Source organism: Microcoleus sp. Pol11C3 (assembly GCF_036701485.1).
In the GTDB taxonomy this organism is placed as follows: Bacteria; Cyanobacteriota; Cyanobacteriia; order Cyanobacteriales; family Microcoleaceae; genus Microcoleus.
This window is the reverse complement of record NZ_JAUBQW010000009.1, coordinates 22,857-39,808: the sequence shown is the minus strand read 5'-3', so window position 1 is coordinate 39,808 and position 16,952 is coordinate 22,857. Positions and strand designations below refer to the sequence as shown.

19 protein-coding genes are annotated in these 16,952 nt (G+C 44.5%); 5 read left to right on the top strand and 14 right to left on the bottom strand.

Translation table 11 applies throughout. The features are described 5' to 3' along the window. Positions 1-62: 62 nt before the first annotated feature. Entirely contained in the window at positions 63-500 is a 438-nt protein-coding gene (locus QUA40_RS04335) for an Rrf2 family transcriptional regulator (protein ID WP_333122066.1), read from the top strand. Positions 501-518: 18 nt separating this feature from the next. Continuing rightward, positions 519-1,499: a cysteine synthase A gene (cysK, locus tag QUA40_RS04330; protein ID WP_333122064.1), complete on the top strand. Its 981-nt coding sequence runs from the start codon at positions 519-521 to the stop codon at positions 1,497-1,499. A gap of 140 nt (positions 1,500-1,639) precedes the next feature. Here the strand turns inward: cysK and QUA40_RS04325 are convergent, their stop codons facing one another. The 9 genes from QUA40_RS04325 to QUA40_RS04285 form a co-directional block, all read right to left on the bottom strand. Continuing rightward, positions 1,640-2,434, bottom strand: a complete 795-nt coding sequence (locus QUA40_RS04325) for a sulfite exporter TauE/SafE family protein (RefSeq protein ID WP_333122062.1) — start codon at positions 2,432-2,434, stop codon at positions 1,640-1,642. Positions 2,435-2,741: 307 nt separating this feature from the next. Continuing rightward, entirely contained in the window at positions 2,742-3,245 is a 504-nt protein-coding gene (locus QUA40_RS04320) for a hypothetical protein (protein ID WP_333122061.1), read from the bottom strand. 170 nt (positions 3,246-3,415) lie between these two features. Beyond that, the gene (locus tag QUA40_RS04315; RefSeq protein ID WP_333122060.1) at positions 3,416-3,652 is read right to left on the bottom strand and encodes a hypothetical protein; all 237 of its coding nucleotides are present in this window, start codon (positions 3,650-3,652) and stop codon (positions 3,416-3,418) included. 19 nt (positions 3,653-3,671) lie between these two features. After that, positions 3,672-4,094 carry a DUF202 domain-containing protein gene (locus QUA40_RS04310; protein WP_333122059.1) on the bottom strand — a complete coding sequence of 141 codons (423 nt, stop codon included), beginning with the start codon at positions 4,092-4,094 and terminating at the stop codon, positions 3,672-3,674. 39 nt (positions 4,095-4,133) lie between these two features. Beyond that, entirely contained in the window at positions 4,134-4,556 is a 423-nt protein-coding gene (locus tag QUA40_RS04305) for a DUF202 domain-containing protein (RefSeq protein ID WP_333122058.1), read from the bottom strand. A 145-nt stretch (positions 4,557-4,701) separates the two neighbouring features. After that, a complete protein-coding gene (locus QUA40_RS04300) occupies positions 4,702-5,367 on the bottom strand; it encodes a hypothetical protein (RefSeq protein ID WP_333122056.1) in 666 nt (221 codons plus the stop codon). 539 nt (positions 5,368-5,906) lie between these two features. Next, positions 5,907-6,569 carry a cadmium resistance transporter gene (locus QUA40_RS04295; RefSeq protein ID WP_333122055.1) on the bottom strand — a complete coding sequence of 221 codons (663 nt, stop codon included), beginning with the start codon at positions 6,567-6,569 and terminating at the stop codon, positions 5,907-5,909. Between the two features lie 20 nt (positions 6,570-6,589). Continuing rightward, complete coding sequence (locus QUA40_RS04290) at positions 6,590-7,294, bottom strand: cadmium resistance transporter (protein WP_333122054.1); 705 nt, start codon at positions 7,292-7,294, stop codon at positions 6,590-6,592. 213 nt (positions 7,295-7,507) lie between these two features. Further along, positions 7,508-9,010 carry an APC family permease gene (locus QUA40_RS04285; RefSeq protein WP_333122052.1) on the bottom strand — a complete coding sequence of 501 codons (1,503 nt, stop codon included), beginning with the start codon at positions 9,008-9,010 and terminating at the stop codon, positions 7,508-7,510. A gap of 392 nt (positions 9,011-9,402) precedes the next feature. Here QUA40_RS04285 and QUA40_RS04280 point away from each other — a divergent pair, with 392 nt between their 5' ends. Continuing rightward, the gene (locus QUA40_RS04280) at positions 9,403-10,335 is read left to right on the top strand and encodes a LysR family transcriptional regulator (protein WP_333122050.1); all 933 of its coding nucleotides are present in this window, start codon (positions 9,403-9,405) and stop codon (positions 10,333-10,335) included. Positions 10,336-10,454: 119 nt separating this feature from the next. Here QUA40_RS04280 and QUA40_RS04275 read toward each other — a convergent pair whose 3' ends face one another. Then, entirely contained in the window at positions 10,455-11,300 is an 846-nt protein-coding gene (locus QUA40_RS04275) for a prohibitin family protein (protein ID WP_333122048.1), read from the bottom strand. 54 nt (positions 11,301-11,354) lie between these two features. Beyond that, positions 11,355-12,557: an EAL domain-containing response regulator gene (locus tag QUA40_RS04270; RefSeq protein ID WP_333122047.1), complete on the bottom strand. Its 1,203-nt coding sequence runs from the start codon at positions 12,555-12,557 to the stop codon at positions 11,355-11,357. Positions 12,558-12,976: 419 nt separating this feature from the next. Between QUA40_RS04270 and QUA40_RS04265 the strand changes: the two genes are divergently transcribed. Then, the gene (locus tag QUA40_RS04265) at positions 12,977-13,492 is read left to right on the top strand and encodes a heme-binding protein (protein WP_333122045.1); all 516 of its coding nucleotides are present in this window, start codon (positions 12,977-12,979) and stop codon (positions 13,490-13,492) included. Here QUA40_RS04265 and QUA40_RS04260 read toward each other — a convergent pair. The 3 genes from QUA40_RS04260 to QUA40_RS04250 all read right to left on the bottom strand — a co-directional run bounded on the left by QUA40_RS04260 (position 13,479) and on the right by QUA40_RS04250 (position 16,263). Further along, complete coding sequence (locus QUA40_RS04260) at positions 13,479-13,895, bottom strand: secondary thiamine-phosphate synthase enzyme YjbQ (protein ID WP_333122044.1); 417 nt, start codon at positions 13,893-13,895, stop codon at positions 13,479-13,481. The two genes, QUA40_RS04265 and QUA40_RS04260, sit on opposite strands and share 14 nt — an antisense overlap. 103 nt (positions 13,896-13,998) lie before the next feature. Next, positions 13,999-15,099 (bottom strand): glycosyl transferase, encoded by a 1,101-nt coding sequence (locus tag QUA40_RS04255; protein WP_333122043.1) that lies wholly within the window; start codon positions 15,097-15,099, stop codon positions 13,999-14,001. Positions 15,100-15,249: 150 nt separating this feature from the next. Continuing rightward, complete coding sequence (locus tag QUA40_RS04250) at positions 15,250-16,263, bottom strand: hypothetical protein (RefSeq protein ID WP_333122042.1); 1,014 nt, start codon at positions 16,261-16,263, stop codon at positions 15,250-15,252. Between the two features lie 122 nt (positions 16,264-16,385). Between QUA40_RS04250 and QUA40_RS04245 the strand changes: the two genes are divergently transcribed. Beyond that, the gene (locus QUA40_RS04245) at positions 16,386-16,952 is read left to right on the top strand and encodes a hypothetical protein (protein WP_333122040.1); all 567 of its coding nucleotides are present in this window, start codon (positions 16,386-16,388) and stop codon (positions 16,950-16,952) included.

Below are 16,952 nucleotides of genomic sequence, written 5' to 3'. Positions count from 1 at the left end.
ATCTACCGGAATTGTGTACTATGATATAATGTACAATTTAAACTAGATCGCCAGTGGGGAATGTGGAACTATCTTCTAGAGTACAATATGCCCTGTTAGCGCTCTTGGAACTGGCGAGCCACTACCCGAAGGATTCGCCCCTAACAGTAAACGAACTTACTGCTTCTCAAGACATACCGGAACGCTATTTAGACCAAATTCTTGCCGTGCTGCGGCGTGCAAGTATTGTCCAGAGTCTGCGGGGTGCTAAAGGCGGTTATTTGCTGGCGAAAGAGCCTTGGCAGATTACTTTGCTAGAGGTGTTTTCGACACTCGAAGGCGACGGCAGTGGCCAGACCCAAAAAGTTTCGGAATCTGTAACAATAGAAAAAACTGCGGTGCTAGAAATATGGCAGGAAGCTCAACAGGCATCTTGGGCTGTTTTGGGGAAATACACATTACAAGATTTGTGCGAACAGCGGGATGTTCGCAAACAAGCACATCCCATGTACTACATTTAAGGGGAGAGAAATTAAGCCATGAGAATTGCTAAGGATGTTACAGGAATAATTGGCAGAACTCCTTTAGTTCAGCTCAATAAAATTCCCCAAACCGAAGGAGTAGTTGCTCAAATTGTGGCCAAATTGGAAGGGATGAATCCGGCTGCTTCTGTGAAAGATCGGATTGCAGCGAGCATGATTCAGGCGGCAGAAGATGCGGGGTTAATTCAACCGGGGAAAACTATTTTAGTTGAACCGACTTCAGGCAATACTGGAATAGCTTTGGCAATGATCGCGGCGGCGAAAGGCTACAGTCTGATTTTAACAATGCCGGATACGATGAGTACGGAACGCCGATCTATGCTGAAAGCTTACGGAGCTCGGTTGGAATTAACTCCGGGACATGAAGGAATGTTAAGCGCGATCGCCCGTGCGGAAGAAATTGTAGAAGAAACCCCCGGCGCTTTCATGCTGCAACAGTTTCGCAACCCCGCTAATCCAAAAATTCACCGGGAGACAACGGCCGAGGAAATTTGGGAAGATACAGAAGGTAAAGTAGATTTTTTAGTTGCTGGAGTTGGCACTGGCGGTACGATTACGGGAGTTGCTGAAGTAATTAAACCGCGAAAGTCTAGTTTTAGGGTAATTGCAGTTGAACCCGCAAGCAGCCCCGTGCTTTCTGGAGGCAAATCTGGTGCTCACAAAATTCAAGGGATTGGTGCAGGATTCATCCCGGAAGTTTTGAAAACCGAGTTAATTGATGAAACTATCGCAGTTAGCGACGCAGATGCGATCGCTTACAGTCGCCGACTAGCCAGAGAAGAAGGATTGTTGTCAGGAATTTCTGCAGGCGCCGCTTTGTATGCCGCAATTCAAGTCGGCAAGCGTCCCGAAAATGCTGGAAAATTGATAGTTTTTGTCCAGCCTTCTTATGGCGAACGCTACCTCAGTACAGCCTTGTTCAAAGACTTAGAATTGCCTACAGTCAGCGAACTCGAAGCATTAGTCAGCAATTATTAAATTGTAGGTTAGGCGATCGTCATTACTGCGATATTGCTATCAGCTTAACCCGAAAGACCGCCAGGGAATTAATTCCCTGGCGGACTGCTGGGAAAGCGCATATTTGTTGACAGCAATACTCCTGACATTTACCCTACTTTTCAGACTTGATACAACTTCCAACTAGCCATCGCCAACATTCCGTAAATAACAAACTTTAGCGGGCGTTGAGGCATAATTTGGCAGAATTTAGCCCCTACCAAAACTCCCGGCACCGAACCCAACCAAATTGGCAAAACTAAACTCCAGTCTACTGTTCCGAGGCTGAGGTGTCCCAGAGATGTAAACATCAACAAAATTGCCGCCTGCGAAATATCTGTACCCACCAATTTAGAAGTATCCAGGCGGAAAAAAGCAATCAGCAACAGTGCAAACATCGAACCGGAAGACACGCTAGTGATTCCCACTATGCAGCCTAAAATTGCTGCCGCACTCACAGTACAAATACGGCCATAATTAGTATTTAAGTCCCATTTAGCGGGCGAAGGCAATTTAAACTTAGGGAAAAATGTTTTGACCACTAATTGGCTCAGCGATAAAGCGACAATTAGTGCGATCGCTACTCCGAGAAAACGCAGCAATATGCTGTCTAAGTCCTGACTTCCGCTGGATTTGATGCAGTGTAAAATCCACACGCCCGTCAGCGAACCGGGTACGCTGCCCAAAGCCAGCCACTTAACTACTTGCAAGTCTAGGGTTTTTTGCTGCCAGTGTTTGAAGCCGCCAACAACTTTCATCAGTGTAGCAGCTACGACATCAGAACTAATAGCAATTGATGCTGGAATTTGGAAAACAAAAATTAACATTGGGGTGATGAGTGAGGCTCCGCCAACTCCGGTCAAACCAACGATAATACCCACAAAAAAGCTGAGAAAGGATAGTAAGAAGTAGTTCACTGTTATGCCCAAAAAGTGTGTATTTAAGCGTTGCCAACCAACAAATAGATAACTTGCTTGGGTGGCTCCTGCAACACAGCTACACAGGCTAAAATTCACTTGCATTTCAATATTTATACCCAAAAATTGTCTTTTGAAGGATTTACATTTGTTGCACCTTCAACAACAATTTTTTGGTATCAAGTAAGTAAATGCCAATAAACAAAACTACAGAAATTGTAGTGTAAAAACTCCCTGATTTTTTTAAAATGTACCTGTGTAACTGATTAAAAACCCTCGATTTATTTAGGGGTTTATATTCGGCTTTCTACCTGGCAGTGACGATCGTCATAGGTAAAGCAGAGCTGAGGTTAACAGACTGCTGGCCAGAAAAGAAATCGGGAGTTTCGAGAACATTAAAATGAATCAATGCCACAATGACAACCGTGAAGACAGTTGAGGAAACTAAACCCGTCAATAACTCTTTTTTGAGGCTTTTTTCCTTCGGTTTGTCGGCCAAAACATCTAAAGTTCCTAGCTGCATCAACAGAATTCCGGCAATATTGGAAAGCCAGTAGCCGACAATTGTGCAAGGAAACAGTAAATCTGGGGAAAGCCAACTACAGATATACCCAAAGGCGTAGGCAATTGGCAGATTGAAAAATATGTCGTTCCACCAACACAGCGGTGATAGCAAATATCCAATTGCTAGAAGCAACCCGCCTCGGATTTTCTTAAACCACACTTCGTTAAAGCCCTTAGCTTCTGGCAACTGTTGGGCCGGTTGTCCTGGAAGCTGGTACTCTTCAATTACTTTTTTAGCGTTTTCCACGTTTATAGCTCATAACTCGATCGACTTACCGTAGTTTAACAGCCCAAATCGGTTATGTCTAGTAAGTCAATCAAGTTACCGTATTTTGTGGGATCGGCTAAATATACTTTGTTGCCGATACAAAAATATCTATCCGGAAGAGGTAGTAGAGAATGCTGGCTAGTGATAGTTTAGGCGCCGATCGAGAAATTGAAAGTTTCAGGCAAATGCTTGACAGTTTGCCAAAGATAGGCAGTGTCGATGCCCCAGTAAAATTGCAGGTAAACGAGCAAAAGCCCGATCGCGACTGTCACCCCCAGCAATTTAGGGACTATTTTCGCGACAGTCTCCAGCACTGCGAATGCTGCCCAGATAGCAGCACATAAGATGATAATGGAAGCGATCGTGGCAACTGTATCGCTGTTCATGATTAACTCCTGTTGACAATCAATCGGGTATTACAAAACTACTTGGGCCCAGGGCGACTGCCAAAATCGAATAAATTACTCCAATCCCCAATAAGCCCACAGCAAAACTGAAAAATAAAACCATGGCGTCTGGGGGATTGTAGGTATCATGGTCAATTTGGTGGCGAACGGTGAAGTAATGCTTAGTTGAGATTAAGACTGTCGCCCAACCTATTAGAGAGAAGATTAAACCCAACTTCCACCCCATCGCCTGGCGGTAATGTACGGGCATTTGCACGACGCGAAGTCGAATGATGACGACGCCAAAACCCATGAGGGCGATCGCTGCCCGCATCCATGCTAAGAAGGTGCGCTCATTTGCCGATCGATCGATCGCCCGCGACAGATTTTGCTGGTTTGGTTTCTCATCATCTACTTGCATCGGTTGGAACGATAATTGCACGCGATCGAACTCTTGAAGATTGATATAAAAACACCGCCATTATTCTGGTGCCATCAAACCTTCTAAGCTAGAAGGAATGGTGAACATATAATAAATTACGCCAGCCCCTAGGATGGCGATCGCGAGGCTGAAAAGAATTACCCAGCGATCGGTAGGTTCATAAGTATCGTAATCGATATCGTGGCGGACGCCGAAGTAGTGCTTAGTTGATAATAGCACCGTCAGCAAACCCACTGTTGAAAAAAGCAAACCCAACTTCCAACCATTGCCCGGAGTTGGCAGCAGAGGGGGATGGAAGGCGCGAAGGCGCACGATAACTACGCCAAAACCCATCAGCGATATTGCTGTCCGCATCCATGCTAAATAAGTGCGCTCGTTTGCCAAGTGATCCCGCACCCGCGACGGATTTGGTCGCTTAATCTTTTCTGTAATTACTTTTGTGGATTTCCAATTTAATAGCATACAGAAACATTTTAATTTTAACGGGAAATGAGAAGGTAAACCGATATATTTTCGCTGGGACGATTATCCGCCTGGTATCTATACCCGGCGGATTTTGCGTTGCAACGGGCTTTACATAGCCCATCGCATTACAACTTCACCAAAACTAATCATTTTCCTCAGTAGGTGCGTTGGGAACTTGCGTATCTATGTAAGCCTGAGTCACATCAGGAACAAACCAATTCGCATCCCCAGGCTGGAAAACTTTAGCAGTAGGAACGTTGAATTCTACAGCCCCCGTATCGGGATTAGCTCTGGCTACAACTTGAGTTCCGTCAACTATCTTAACAGCTAGACCCCCCGTCAATTCTTCTGAAGGTTGATCGGTCGTTCTTAAATCGGTTGCTTTGATATCGCTGGGTAGATAAATTCCATCGCAATCCCATTTATGTTCAGTTGTTTGGCCATCAGCTAGAAAATAAAGGCCATTCTCGTAAGTAGAAGAAGCGGCTTTTTTGCCTTTCGGGCCGTAGACTGCCAGGGTTTTCCCGGTCTCGTTGCGGCATTGACCCCAAGGTTTTCCAGTTTCTAAAGTGTATTTTTGAAACTCCAATTGAGCGATTTTTTGCTGAAGTTGCTCAGGGGTATAAGTCTGGGCGAGATTGGGCGCATCTTTCGCTGTCTTGAGAGTGTTCAGGGCTTGAGTCACCTCTATGTAATCGGGATTGCTCGCATATTTCGGCGTTTTTGGAGCGTCTGCCCAGGATGGGGGAACGAATACTAAATTGGCGGTCATTACCAAGAGCACTAAAACAAATTTGAAGATTTTCACAATTTTTCTCCTTTTCTCGATGGTCAGGTTTTTTTCAACTTTCTGTTCGCTTGCTATTTTAGGACTTAGGCCAAAACCAGCTCTCTTTAACTTGTTTGCCTGAGCGGCCAAATTTAGCTGCATCGAAAAATCTGGTTTTTTAGCATTCTACCTCTTGTCAAATTCAATCTCGGTAGGGTAGTGGCGAATTGTTCGGGCGATATTTTAAGGATTCCTCCTCAAGTTTTTAGCTGAGTTGGATTCACCACTACAGGATTTAGTGAAATGACAGGTATATTCTTGCCTAAGTCGGGCAACTCGCTAGCTCACAATATGGCTTGAACTTTCGTAAAAATTCGAGGCTAAATTAGTTTGAAGCTGCTTTTAGCTCGGTCAATTACTTCATTATTAAATTAGCATATTTGGTAATATATGGCAAGTAATTTAAACACCATTTTAATAAAATAATTTGTAAGGTAAAAATGATGAGTTAGAACTTATGAAGTCGTAAAAATTATCTATCTATAGAGGGATGTAAGTAGCGGAACCGGGGCTAATTTTTAGTTAGATTGAAAGGGCGGGAGCAGGCGATAAGTACCGCTTTCAATCAGAATAAATATTCCCAAGCCAATCAATACAAAAGGGACAACAGCCTGAGTATAGCGAGTCAAAACAGGGGCGATCGCCCTGTGGCTAGTTAACCAGTAAGCGGCATAAGACCAAACACCTACCATCACCAAGAAAACTGCCAAAATCACCACCAAGCTCGGCAAATCGCTGCTAGCAAACAGTGGCAAATAAATGCCGATGTTGTCTCCCCCGTTCGCCACTGTTACCGCAGCTACATTCAAAGTTTGGGGATTGAAAAGATTCGCGAGTTTTGACACAGCAGATGAGTTAGATTGACGCTTAAATTCGCCCGATACTGCTTGTACGTCATTTTCCTCATTTTCTCTCTTGACTAAGTGACTGATGCCGATCGCGATCGGAACCAAACCCAGCAAGCCAATCCAAGCTTTAGGCACAATTAAACCGCCAAAAAAACCGGGCAAACTAGCAGCGATGAGTGCTGCAAATCCGAGGTACTTACCCACAAAGATATGCCGGGGGCGGAAAGTATCATTTACCTGGGCGAAGAACAGCATCGAAATCACCATATCGTCGATATTGGTTGCGGCAAAAGATGTAATCCCGGCAATAATCGCTGCTGCAATCCAATTCATGTGCTGTCCCTGCAATTTTTCTAGACTTCAGTTTCCCTGGCGTTACCTCTGCTCATAGTTATCAAACAGAAACCGCAACCCACTAAAGATATTATACTTAAAGTTGGACTGGCCAGAGTGCCGCTTTTCACCAGAATCGCCATTCCCAATCCGATCAAAACAAAAGGCACAAGCTGATTGCCGTAGCGAGTCAAATTATCCGCGATCGCCCGCATCTGAATTAACCGATAAGCAGCGTAGCACCAAACGCTCACCATCGTGAAGAATACGCCGAGAATCACCGCCAAACTTTCTAAAGTATTGCTAGCAAAAAGCGGCACATATATCCCGATATTGTCGCCCCCATTTGCCACCGTCACCGCTGCTACGCTATAAGTTTGAGGAGACAGAAAACTTCTAAAAAAAGATCTCTCAGATTGCTCTAATTCTTCCTCAGCTTCCGAATCGTCAGTTTCTGGATTCAGCAAGCAGCTAAGCCCGATCGCAATTGGCAGCAAACCCAGCATTCCGATCCAATCTGGCGGAAAAATTAAGCGGCCAAAAAACCCCGGAAGGCTAGCCAAAACCAGTGCAGTAAAGCCCAGAAACTGACCGAAGACGATATGTCTGCGCCGAAATACTGCATTCACCTGCGAGAAAAACAGCAGCAGAATCAGAATATCGTCAAGATTCGTAGCTGTAAAAGCTGTCATACCCGTAGAAATTGCTGTTAGTAATTCATTCATTTCTGTGTCTCCTCAGATTGTTTATTTGGTTGTACTTGCTGGTATCGTATCTTCGGAACTGGCAAGAAGCCCGTTCCACAAAAATTAAATTTTATTGTGGGCTGTTGACTTGAGCAATCCCCTTGAAATGCCGAGCGACAATGCTGCAATATCTCAGTAAAAACCCAGTTGCTTAAAAACTCTTTTTCCGAACAGCGAACTGGTAGCTGTTAATCAAAAACGATCGCTGTCAAAGGGAACGGCTTTCAATCGAACACCACCATAAATTGCATTTTCTTCCTCGAACTTGGCATGAATTGCGTCAATACCCTGCTGCATCGAGCCCGCCAGTTGAGGAGAACGCAGCCGCTGCCAGAAAAACCATCCGCAAGTAGCCACCAAGTACATTAAGAACAAGTAAGGAAAGGCATCGTAAGGAGCTTCTGGAGGTGGGAACATAGTGCTGCCTGGAATGCCGACGCTGCCCGCAATGGGAATCATCATAAATGCGATCGCCACAGCCGAGAACGCTACATCCCGCACACGCAATTTACCAATTTTGTGCAGGTAAACCGGGGCTGCGATCGAAATTAAGACGTAGACGGTTAAAAATCCGTAGCTGCAAATTGCCCCCAAATAACCCATACAATCGAACAGCTTGATGTTAAACATAGACATCACAGCCGGAACCAAAAATGTCAGAAATGTACACATCGTTACTGCAACGTGGGGAGTTCTATTAGATGAATGCGCTACACCTAATGAAGAGTGAAACAAACCGTGCCGCGCCATCATAAAAAACACTCTCGCCGCTGGATTGATGCTGCCGAGCACGCAAGCAAAAAAGCTAAATAAAGCGCCGAAAGCCACTAACTCTCCCAGCCAACCCATCCCGACTTGTTGCGCTAGAAAAGTCAGAGGTTCTTCACTATTAGTAATAGAAACTCCAGTACCGCTAAAACCCAAAACCTCAATATAGGTCATCAGAATGAAGAATAAGCCTGCCATGACAGCACTGCCCATGACAGCCTTGGGGATGTTTTTTAAGGGTTTTTTCGCTTCGTCGCCCAGAGATGTAGCACTTTCAAAACCAGAGAAACCAAACATTACTAATACAAGTCCCGTCGCTATGTTCCCCGGAGTTACGCCTTCCAAAGTTAATTGCGACATATCCAGGGCAAAACCTTTGTGCGCCCAGATGATGATTCCCAAGATAAAAATAGCTGCCACTGATGCCCCCTCCAGCCATAGCATCGCCATAGCTGAGAGTTGGATATCTTTATAACCTGCATACCAAGCAACCCCCGCCCCGATCGCTAACAGCGTAATCGGTGACGGATGGATGCCTAAATGACCGATGAAAATACCCGTAAAGTTGGCAAAACCACACAAAACGGACATCGCAGTAAATAAATAAGCCAGTACCAAACTCCAGCCGCAAATTACGCCGGCAGTCGGGCCTAATCCTTTAACAATATAAGAATAAAGAGAACCTGCAGAAGCCGATCGACTGGCAAATTGGTTGATATTGATGCTGACAAATACTAGGCCCATCAAGCCGATCGCAAAACTCAGCCAAGCCCCGTTACCTGAAAGAGCGACAATTAACCCTATATTAGAGGCTGGTATCGTTGTAGGTGCAATGACGGCAAAGGATTGAGCTAAAACCTCCCCGAAGGAAAGGCAGTCCGGCTTTAAGCCGTGGGCACTCTGATTTTTTGGCGTTTTCTTAGTCATTTATCTTCTCTCTTGTTGTCGATCAACTTTTGGCGATCGGCTTAAACTTGTCGGTGCTGCTTCAGCATTGGGCCCTGCGTTAGAAGCTTAAGTATCACCTTAAGGCTCTTCTGGGGTAGAATCAAATGTTGTTTTTTATCGAATTAATAAATACAAGTGATGCAGTGCCGCCTCGAAAATAACTGTTGGAATACGAGATCTATCTGTCCCCAAAAGTTCAAACCCTTGACGTTAAAAGGAAAGTTTAAATAGCGGCTGGCAACCGTGCTTTCTTGTCAATTCCAACCTGTATAATAGAGTCGATCGAAAAGTTCAGGTCAAAGCTTAGCAGCAATAGATTTTTATCTCAAAAAATAACTGTATTTAGTAAAGGAACGCTCAGAATGGCCGGAATGACGCTTGACCAACTGCGAGTTTTTCTAGCTGTAGCGGAACACCTGCACTTCAGCCGCGCTGCAGAGGAACTTTACATCACCCAACCCGCTGTCAGCGCGACAATCCAAAGCTTAGAGGCGCAATATGGAGTAAAACTATTTCACCGCATCGGCCGCCACATCGAAATCACTGAAGCCGGGAAGTTGCTGCAAATTGAAACGCAGAAAATTCTTGACCAAGTTGCTTTGACTGAGAGAGGTTTGCGGGAGTTGAACGACTTGCAGCGAGGCGATTTAAAATTGGGTTGCAGTCTGACGATTGGCAATTATTGGTTGCCTGATAAACTTAGCACATTCAAACAGAAATATCCTGGTATTTGCGTGAATTGTACTCTGGCAAATGCCGAAGAAATTTGTGCAGGCACAGCGACGGGAACATTTGATTTGGGTTTAGTGACGGGAGACATCAAAGCTTCGCTTAAGAGCACTCTGGAGGAAGAAGTGGTAGGCAGCGAACGCTTGCTGATTGTAGTTGGTAAATCTCACCCTTGGTTTGAACGAACCGATGTGAGTTTAGCGGAAATTGGGAAAACGGATTGGGTGATGCGAGAAGCTGGTTCTGGAGTTCAGCAAATGTTGGAACAAGCTTTGCAAAGTTGGGGTATTAATCCCGATGAATTGAATGTAACTTTAGTTTTGAACAGCAGTGAAATGGTAAAAGCAGTGGTGGAAAGTGGGACAGGTGCAGCGGCTATTCCTGAATTGATGGTAAAAAAAGAATTGCAGCTATCTACACTACGATCGATTAAAATTATAGATAGCCAACCAAGTTCTAATGTATGTTTTGAAATAATTAAACCAGTTTTAAAACTGAAGCACCGACAGCGTTTTCAAACGGGAATTACTAAAGCTTTTGAACAGATATTAAGTCAAGATACTGGTAATTCGTAATTCAGGACTTACGCACGAATACTCAAGAAATCGGGTTTTTTACCGACGTAAAAAGCTAAACGTGGTGTATTTTTGTAAAGAAACCCGGTTTCTGGCCACCGGTGCGTCCTGCATTATAATTATCTCTCAACCAATTTCCTCAAGTCCAATAAATTTTTACCCCCATCACCAACAATCAGTGGCAATTTCCCATCCCATTTTTCTATAGCCTGCCTTTCCAAAAGTTCGGGAGTCAAATTGTCCCGCAGCAACCTTTGCACTTCGGCTTCTCCCTTGGCTAAATTCACCTTAGCGTCAGCCTGTTTAGCTGCTTTCAGCGCTAAAAACTCCCCTCTTTTTGCCTCCTGTTCGGCAATTTGTTTCGCCTCCACTGCCTCGCTAAACCGCTCAGAGAAGTGAACGTGTACTAAAGAAATATCGTCAACGGCAATGTGATACGTAACCAGCCTCAAGGTCAAAGAATCATCAACTGCGGCTTTAACTTCTCCCCGTCTAGTAATAATTTCTTCAGCCGTGTATTTTGCCATAACTGCTTTTAATACTTCTTCAACAGCCGGATCAATAATGCGAGTAATGACTTCTTTCTGGTCACCTATTTGTTGAAAAATAGCATTTGCTTCTTCTGGGATAATATGCCAGTTGAGCGCTACATCCGTGAAAACATCTTGCAAATCTTTTGAAGAAGCTTCAGCGGAACTTTCCTGTTTTTGCACCCTGACGCTCAACTTTTTTACAGTATAAACTGTGGGGAATATTACGTGAAGTCCTTCTCCGAGTACCTGTTCTTGCACTTTACCAAACTGCATCAGTACGCCCCGTTCTCCAGCGTTGACTATGATAAAAAATTTGGACAAAATAGCTAGAAACACTATTACTATAGCTAATTGAACAGCTAGGTAAAACTCCTTATTGTTTTTATTGCTGGATTTGAGTGAGTCAACGTTACTGCTGGATTCTAAAACCATATTCGACCCCCGATCACACTTAATGATCTGCTAAATATTGACTTAATAAATATTTTATTTCCCTGCCATCAACAACTGTTCAAAATCCGCCGCGGCCAAAGGAGGACTGAACAAATATCCTTGCATTATATCGCACTTATAGCGCCAGAGAAAATCTTTTTCGGCTTCTGTTTCAACTCCTTCGGCAATTACTTCAAGACAGAGACTGTGCGCCATTTCAATAATAGCTTTCACAATCGCTGCATTGGTACAACCATCAGTGATATTGGTGATAAAACAGCGGTCTATTTTTAAAGTATCGAAGGGGTATTGCGTCAAATAACTTAAAGAAGAATACCCAGTTCCGAAATCGTCAAGAGATATACAAACTCCCAAATTTTTCAAGTGTTGCAAAGTGGCGATCGCACTTTCGGCATCTTCTACCATCAAACTTTCTGTCAGCTCTAATTCCAAACTGCTCGCTTCCAAGCCAGTTTCTGCTAAAATTTGGGCAACTCTGGTGCTGAGATCCGGTTGGTGAAATTGGCGTGGCGACAGATTCACCGCTATCCGAAGCGAAAAACCAGCATTTTGCCAAACTTGCATTTGCTTGCAAGCTGTCTGCAAAACCCACTCGCCTAATTGTACAATGAAGCCAGTTTCTTCGGCATGGGGAATAAATTCTGCGGGCGAAATCAACCCTTTTTCTGGATGTACCCAGCGCACTAAAGCTTCTGCGCTCATAATTTTACCTGTCTGGACATTGACTTGCGGCTGATAGTAAACTTGGAATTCTTCTCGTTCCAGTGCGTTGCACAAACCAGTTTTTATCTGATCTAATTTGTCGGCAGTATTTTGGATAAATTCGCTGCCTTGCGATCGCAAATTATGGTACTGTTCGGCCACAGCTTCTTGTTTTTTCAATCGGCTCGATATCGCGCCCACAAGTTCAGCTTTACTAAAAGGTTTAGTCAGGTAATCATCTGCTCCCAATTCCATACCTTGCCGCATTTCAGAGCGATCGGCTTTACCAGTCAGAAAAACAAAAGGTACTGTAGCAGTAACAGGATTCGATCGCAAGGCCACCAGCACCCCATATCCGTCAAGTTCTGGCATCATCACGTCGCAAATAATCACATCGGGAAGATTTGATGCCGCCGCATATAAACCTTTTGCTCCATTTTCTGCACCCGTCACGTCGAAACCTTCAGCTTTGAGGAGTTTGAGAATATTCTCCCGAATTACTTGCTCGTCCTCAATCACTAGAATCTTTTTCATACGTCATTCCCTGAAAGCGGTATAATTGATAGGCGTTACTGAACGCGATAAGCGTCCCAATAACTGAGAACGCACAGCTCGATCGGCCCAACAGCCGAATATTTTCCGACACAAATAGCAAACGCCTGAAAACACTAATTTTTCAAGCACCACTAGATTAATGTTTCTCTGCTTACTCAGTGCCGTCCGTATTATTACGAGGTTAATTAATAATCTCTAAACTAATTCTAGGCGATCGATAGTTAGCACCGCCTTAAATAACTGCTAAACTAATTGTGCCACCTGAACGATTGTCTGCAAACAATCTCAGCCTATTTATACCAGTTGCCAAAAATAATGCAACTGCAAGCAAGTTCCAAACCCTTGCGGAGTCAGTCTTCCCCATTATTCAATGTAAAATCTAAACTTTTAAATCTCAAATGGTATTACCTACTGGATTCCCTGAACCCGCACAGATTGGTGTCATAGAAGTTAAGCAATATCCTCACTACCGCGCTGTCACCTACACCCACGCGGGCGATTTGCGACAAGCCACTGGCATCGCCTTCAATCCCTTATTTCAACACATCAGCAACAACCAAATTGCGATGACAACGCCAGTAGAAGCGCGCTACACTGCAACTTCCGGGGAAATCGATGCAGTTCCCCAAGCAGAAGTTTCGTTCCTCTATCCCGCACCAAATATCGCCCCCAGCAGCGTTAACTCCGCTGTAGAAGTCACGGATACTTCGCCGATGACGGTTGTCAGCATCGGCGTGCGCGGGGCCTACACTTGGGAAAGCTACGAAAATAACCTCCAAAAACTCAAAGATTGGCTTCAAGAACATCCTGAATACGAAATAGTCGGGCCGCCGCGCCGTTTTTTTTACAATTCCCCGATGACGCCGGAAGCAACTAAAATCAGCGAGGTACAAATTCCCATCAAGTGCCGCTGACGTGAACAACTAATTCGCGAATGTGGCCCCGCTGGCGGTGTTCCCACAGGTAAATTCCCTGCCAAGTTCCTAACAATAACCTGCCGCGATCGATCGGGATTTGTTCAGAAGTATGAGTCAGCGCAGTGCGAATGTGCGCCGGCATATCGTCTGGGCCTTCCGCATCGTGAATGTAGCGATCGCCCTCCGGTACCAGTTTAGCCAAAAAGTTAGCCAAATCCTTAAGTACATCCGGGTCAGCATTTTCTTGAATCACCAAACTAGCAGAAGTGTGGCGCAAAAATAAGCTACAAAGTCCCGTTTTAATACCTGAATTCGTCACCGCATCTTCTATCTTAGGAGTGATTTTGCACAGAGATTTCCCTGTAGTTTGAATCTTGAGTATCTGTTGATAGTGATTCATTCGAGTTTAGATTTTAGATTTTAGATTTTGGATGAGACTGATGCCAAACTCTTCTGTTGGTGGAGGTAGACTTTGTTTTTGTAAGATCCTTTTCTAATCGGACTTATGAAAAATAGTCTACAACAGCTTGGGCGATCGTCTCCGTACCATTTTTCTCCAATTTACTCGACAAACGCGGCGGATGCAGCGGTTGTCGCAAAAACTCCCAATCCCCCTCAAAAAACTCCGTTTCCGTCAAGATTTGATGTTTCGCATAATTTTGAATCCCTTCCAGCAACACCGCAGCTTCTGCAAAACCTTCTCTCATTATAGAAATAACAGGTATTTCCAAGCGCAAAGCTTCCGCAAAAGTGCTGTATCCCGGCTTAGAAACTAAGCGCCCGCAGACAGGCATAATATCAACTGGACGCGGTAAAATCGGGAAAGATTGTGCAAACTCCTGATTTTTGACATTAATCAAATTCGGCAAATCGGGAGATTCCGCATCAAAAGTAATAAATTGCCAGTCGCTAAAGTGCTGTAAGTTTTGATAAGGAATTTCCTCTAAACCCAATCCGCCGAAAGTCAACAATACAGTTTTTTCCAGCGGTGTTTCGATGCCGAATACTTCCCGAATTTTTTCGTTACTGTAGCGAGGATTGCCGCCAGTCAAGCCCACATCTTGAATATTTGGGAAAGCTGCCATCGGTTCGTGTAAAGGAAGACGAAAAAGCCGATCGCACATTCCGAAACATTCACCAATCCAATCTGCCATTTCTACAAATTCCCCGCCCCAATCGCGATAGATAAAATCCCACCCGAAATTGCTCATCATCCAGCAAGGAACCCCAGCCGCTGCCGCCATTCGCGTTGCCAAAGGAGGAATGTCTGCCAGCACCAAACCCACCCGATTTTGTTTGATAAAATTAACTTCGCTGGCAATTAGGGAATTTTGCTTTTTCCGAATTTCCCGCAATTTTTCCAGCGTCGCGTCTTTATCCATATTCAAACTGTCAGCTTGCACGACTCCGACATCAAAAGCGCGGGGACGGTGGATAAAGTCGCCGCCAATATAAGATTCTAGCAGCCAGCGAGGTGCTGTTGTTGTGATAATTAGTAAAATATCTGGATTTAATTCTTGAATTCTTGCAGCTACGGAAGAGACTCGGACAGCATGGCCGAATCCGTGATTTGTGATGGCAATATATAATGTTGGTCGAGACATTGATAATAGGGAATAGGGAATTGGGCATCGGGCATCGGGAATTGCGAAGAGGAGGTAGAGACTGGAAGGCAACAAGGCCAAGCTTCAAGAGACGCAGAACGAACAATGACAAAATTAATAACTAATGACTATCGAATATGCAAGAACTCATCAATCGGACGCGCCCTCAGACCAAACAGGCAATTGATTAATCTTGTCCAGCGTTATATCTACATACTTTTTACCATCCGCTGCTAGATTTTCCCCAAAATATCCCTCATCGCCGTCGTGCTTGTGAGGGCCGCTGAAAGCTGCTGCATAGCGGCCTTGCAAACGAGCTTGGTTGAAAGGAGAAGTCGCGTACCAGTACCAGCGACTCGGAAAAACTATGCCTCCAATATCCTCAATTGAATCGCGAGTGCCGCGAAAGTGGAAAATGCGATCGGCCTCTGCAAAACCCTTCTCTCCCGAAAACACGCCCCCAACCGAAACAACCGTAATTTCTGCTTTCAGCCATTCTTTAAGATAGCGAGTAGCACCCAAAGCAACTTGTGCGCCGCCGCTAGTGCCAATTAAAATAACTTTCAAAGGTTGTTGAGCATTAATTGAAATGGGAGATTGAGCATTCATGCGATCGATAATTACATTAGCAATTCCCTGATTGTATGCAAAGCCGTAGCGATAATCTAGAGAAATTGCAAACCTCCAGAGATTGCGAATTTTGATGAATATATCCCCCGCAATCGGCCCGCTTTTTGCCTGTTCTGCAAACCGCCAAAAAGGAGCTAGCCACCGCTCTCCTCCTAAACTTTTGTTAGACGCGGAATAAGGAAAAACATCGCCTACTGCTACGCACTGCGGGTGACTTTTAACTAAACGCTTGAGAAAAAACTCTTCACCAGGGGTTAATTCGTCCCCAGAAAAATCGCCAACTCCCGGTAAAAAAATGATATAACAATTGAGTGGCGAAGACTTACGCGCTTCTAAATTGGCCTTCTTAGAGGGCAATATCTCCGGCGGATTTTTCTTGATACCAAAAGTTTCGGCACTTTGATTCAGCCACCATATAACAGTCCCCACCGGCGAAAGAATACCCCAAATTATCAGGATTACACCTGCGATGAGCAACAAATTTAAACTTCCCCCGCGCAGCCATGCAAGTATCCGTAAAATCAATCTTAGCATTTAAGAAAATCTGGTAGAATGCCAATTAATTACCTAATTACGTAGAAATAGTTCGGTGATTCTGCTGTATTAGACCTTATTTTGTAAAAATTGTCAACTATCTTGAGGAGCAGGAGTTCAACGTGAAGGGAGAAGATTCAATTGCAGGTTTGGGCGCAACGCTTTGGAACGCACTTTCTTTGAACGGCAATTTTTACGAAAAAACTCCCTACACTGGCAGAACTAAGCGGATAGCTTTAACAATTGTGATTTTAGCTGCGGTGTCCCGCGTTTTGGGCAGTGCCGTCATTTTGTTAATCAATCGAACTGAGCTATCAGTGTTATTTTTAGCACTTTGGATAGATGGTTTGGCAGTCGTAGGGGGTTATTATTTTTGGACTTTCACTATCTTTAAAATCGGGGAGTGGCTGAAACCGGGACACGTAACTTATGAGGAGTTGCTGGTCCCGATCGGCTTTGCCTACGCCCCTCAAGTGCTGAATTTCTTAACGTTAATTCCTTTGCTGGGAGAAGGAATAGAGCGGATATTAACTGTGTGGAGTTTGCTAGCTGTAATTGTGGCGGTTCGCCAAGGTTTGGATATTCAAACTCGCTGGGCGGTGTTAATTTGTTTTGTGGGTTGGCCGTTGATTCAAATTGCGATCGGCTTTGTGAAAGTAGTTGAACAGTTGCTTCCACGATGGCTTTAA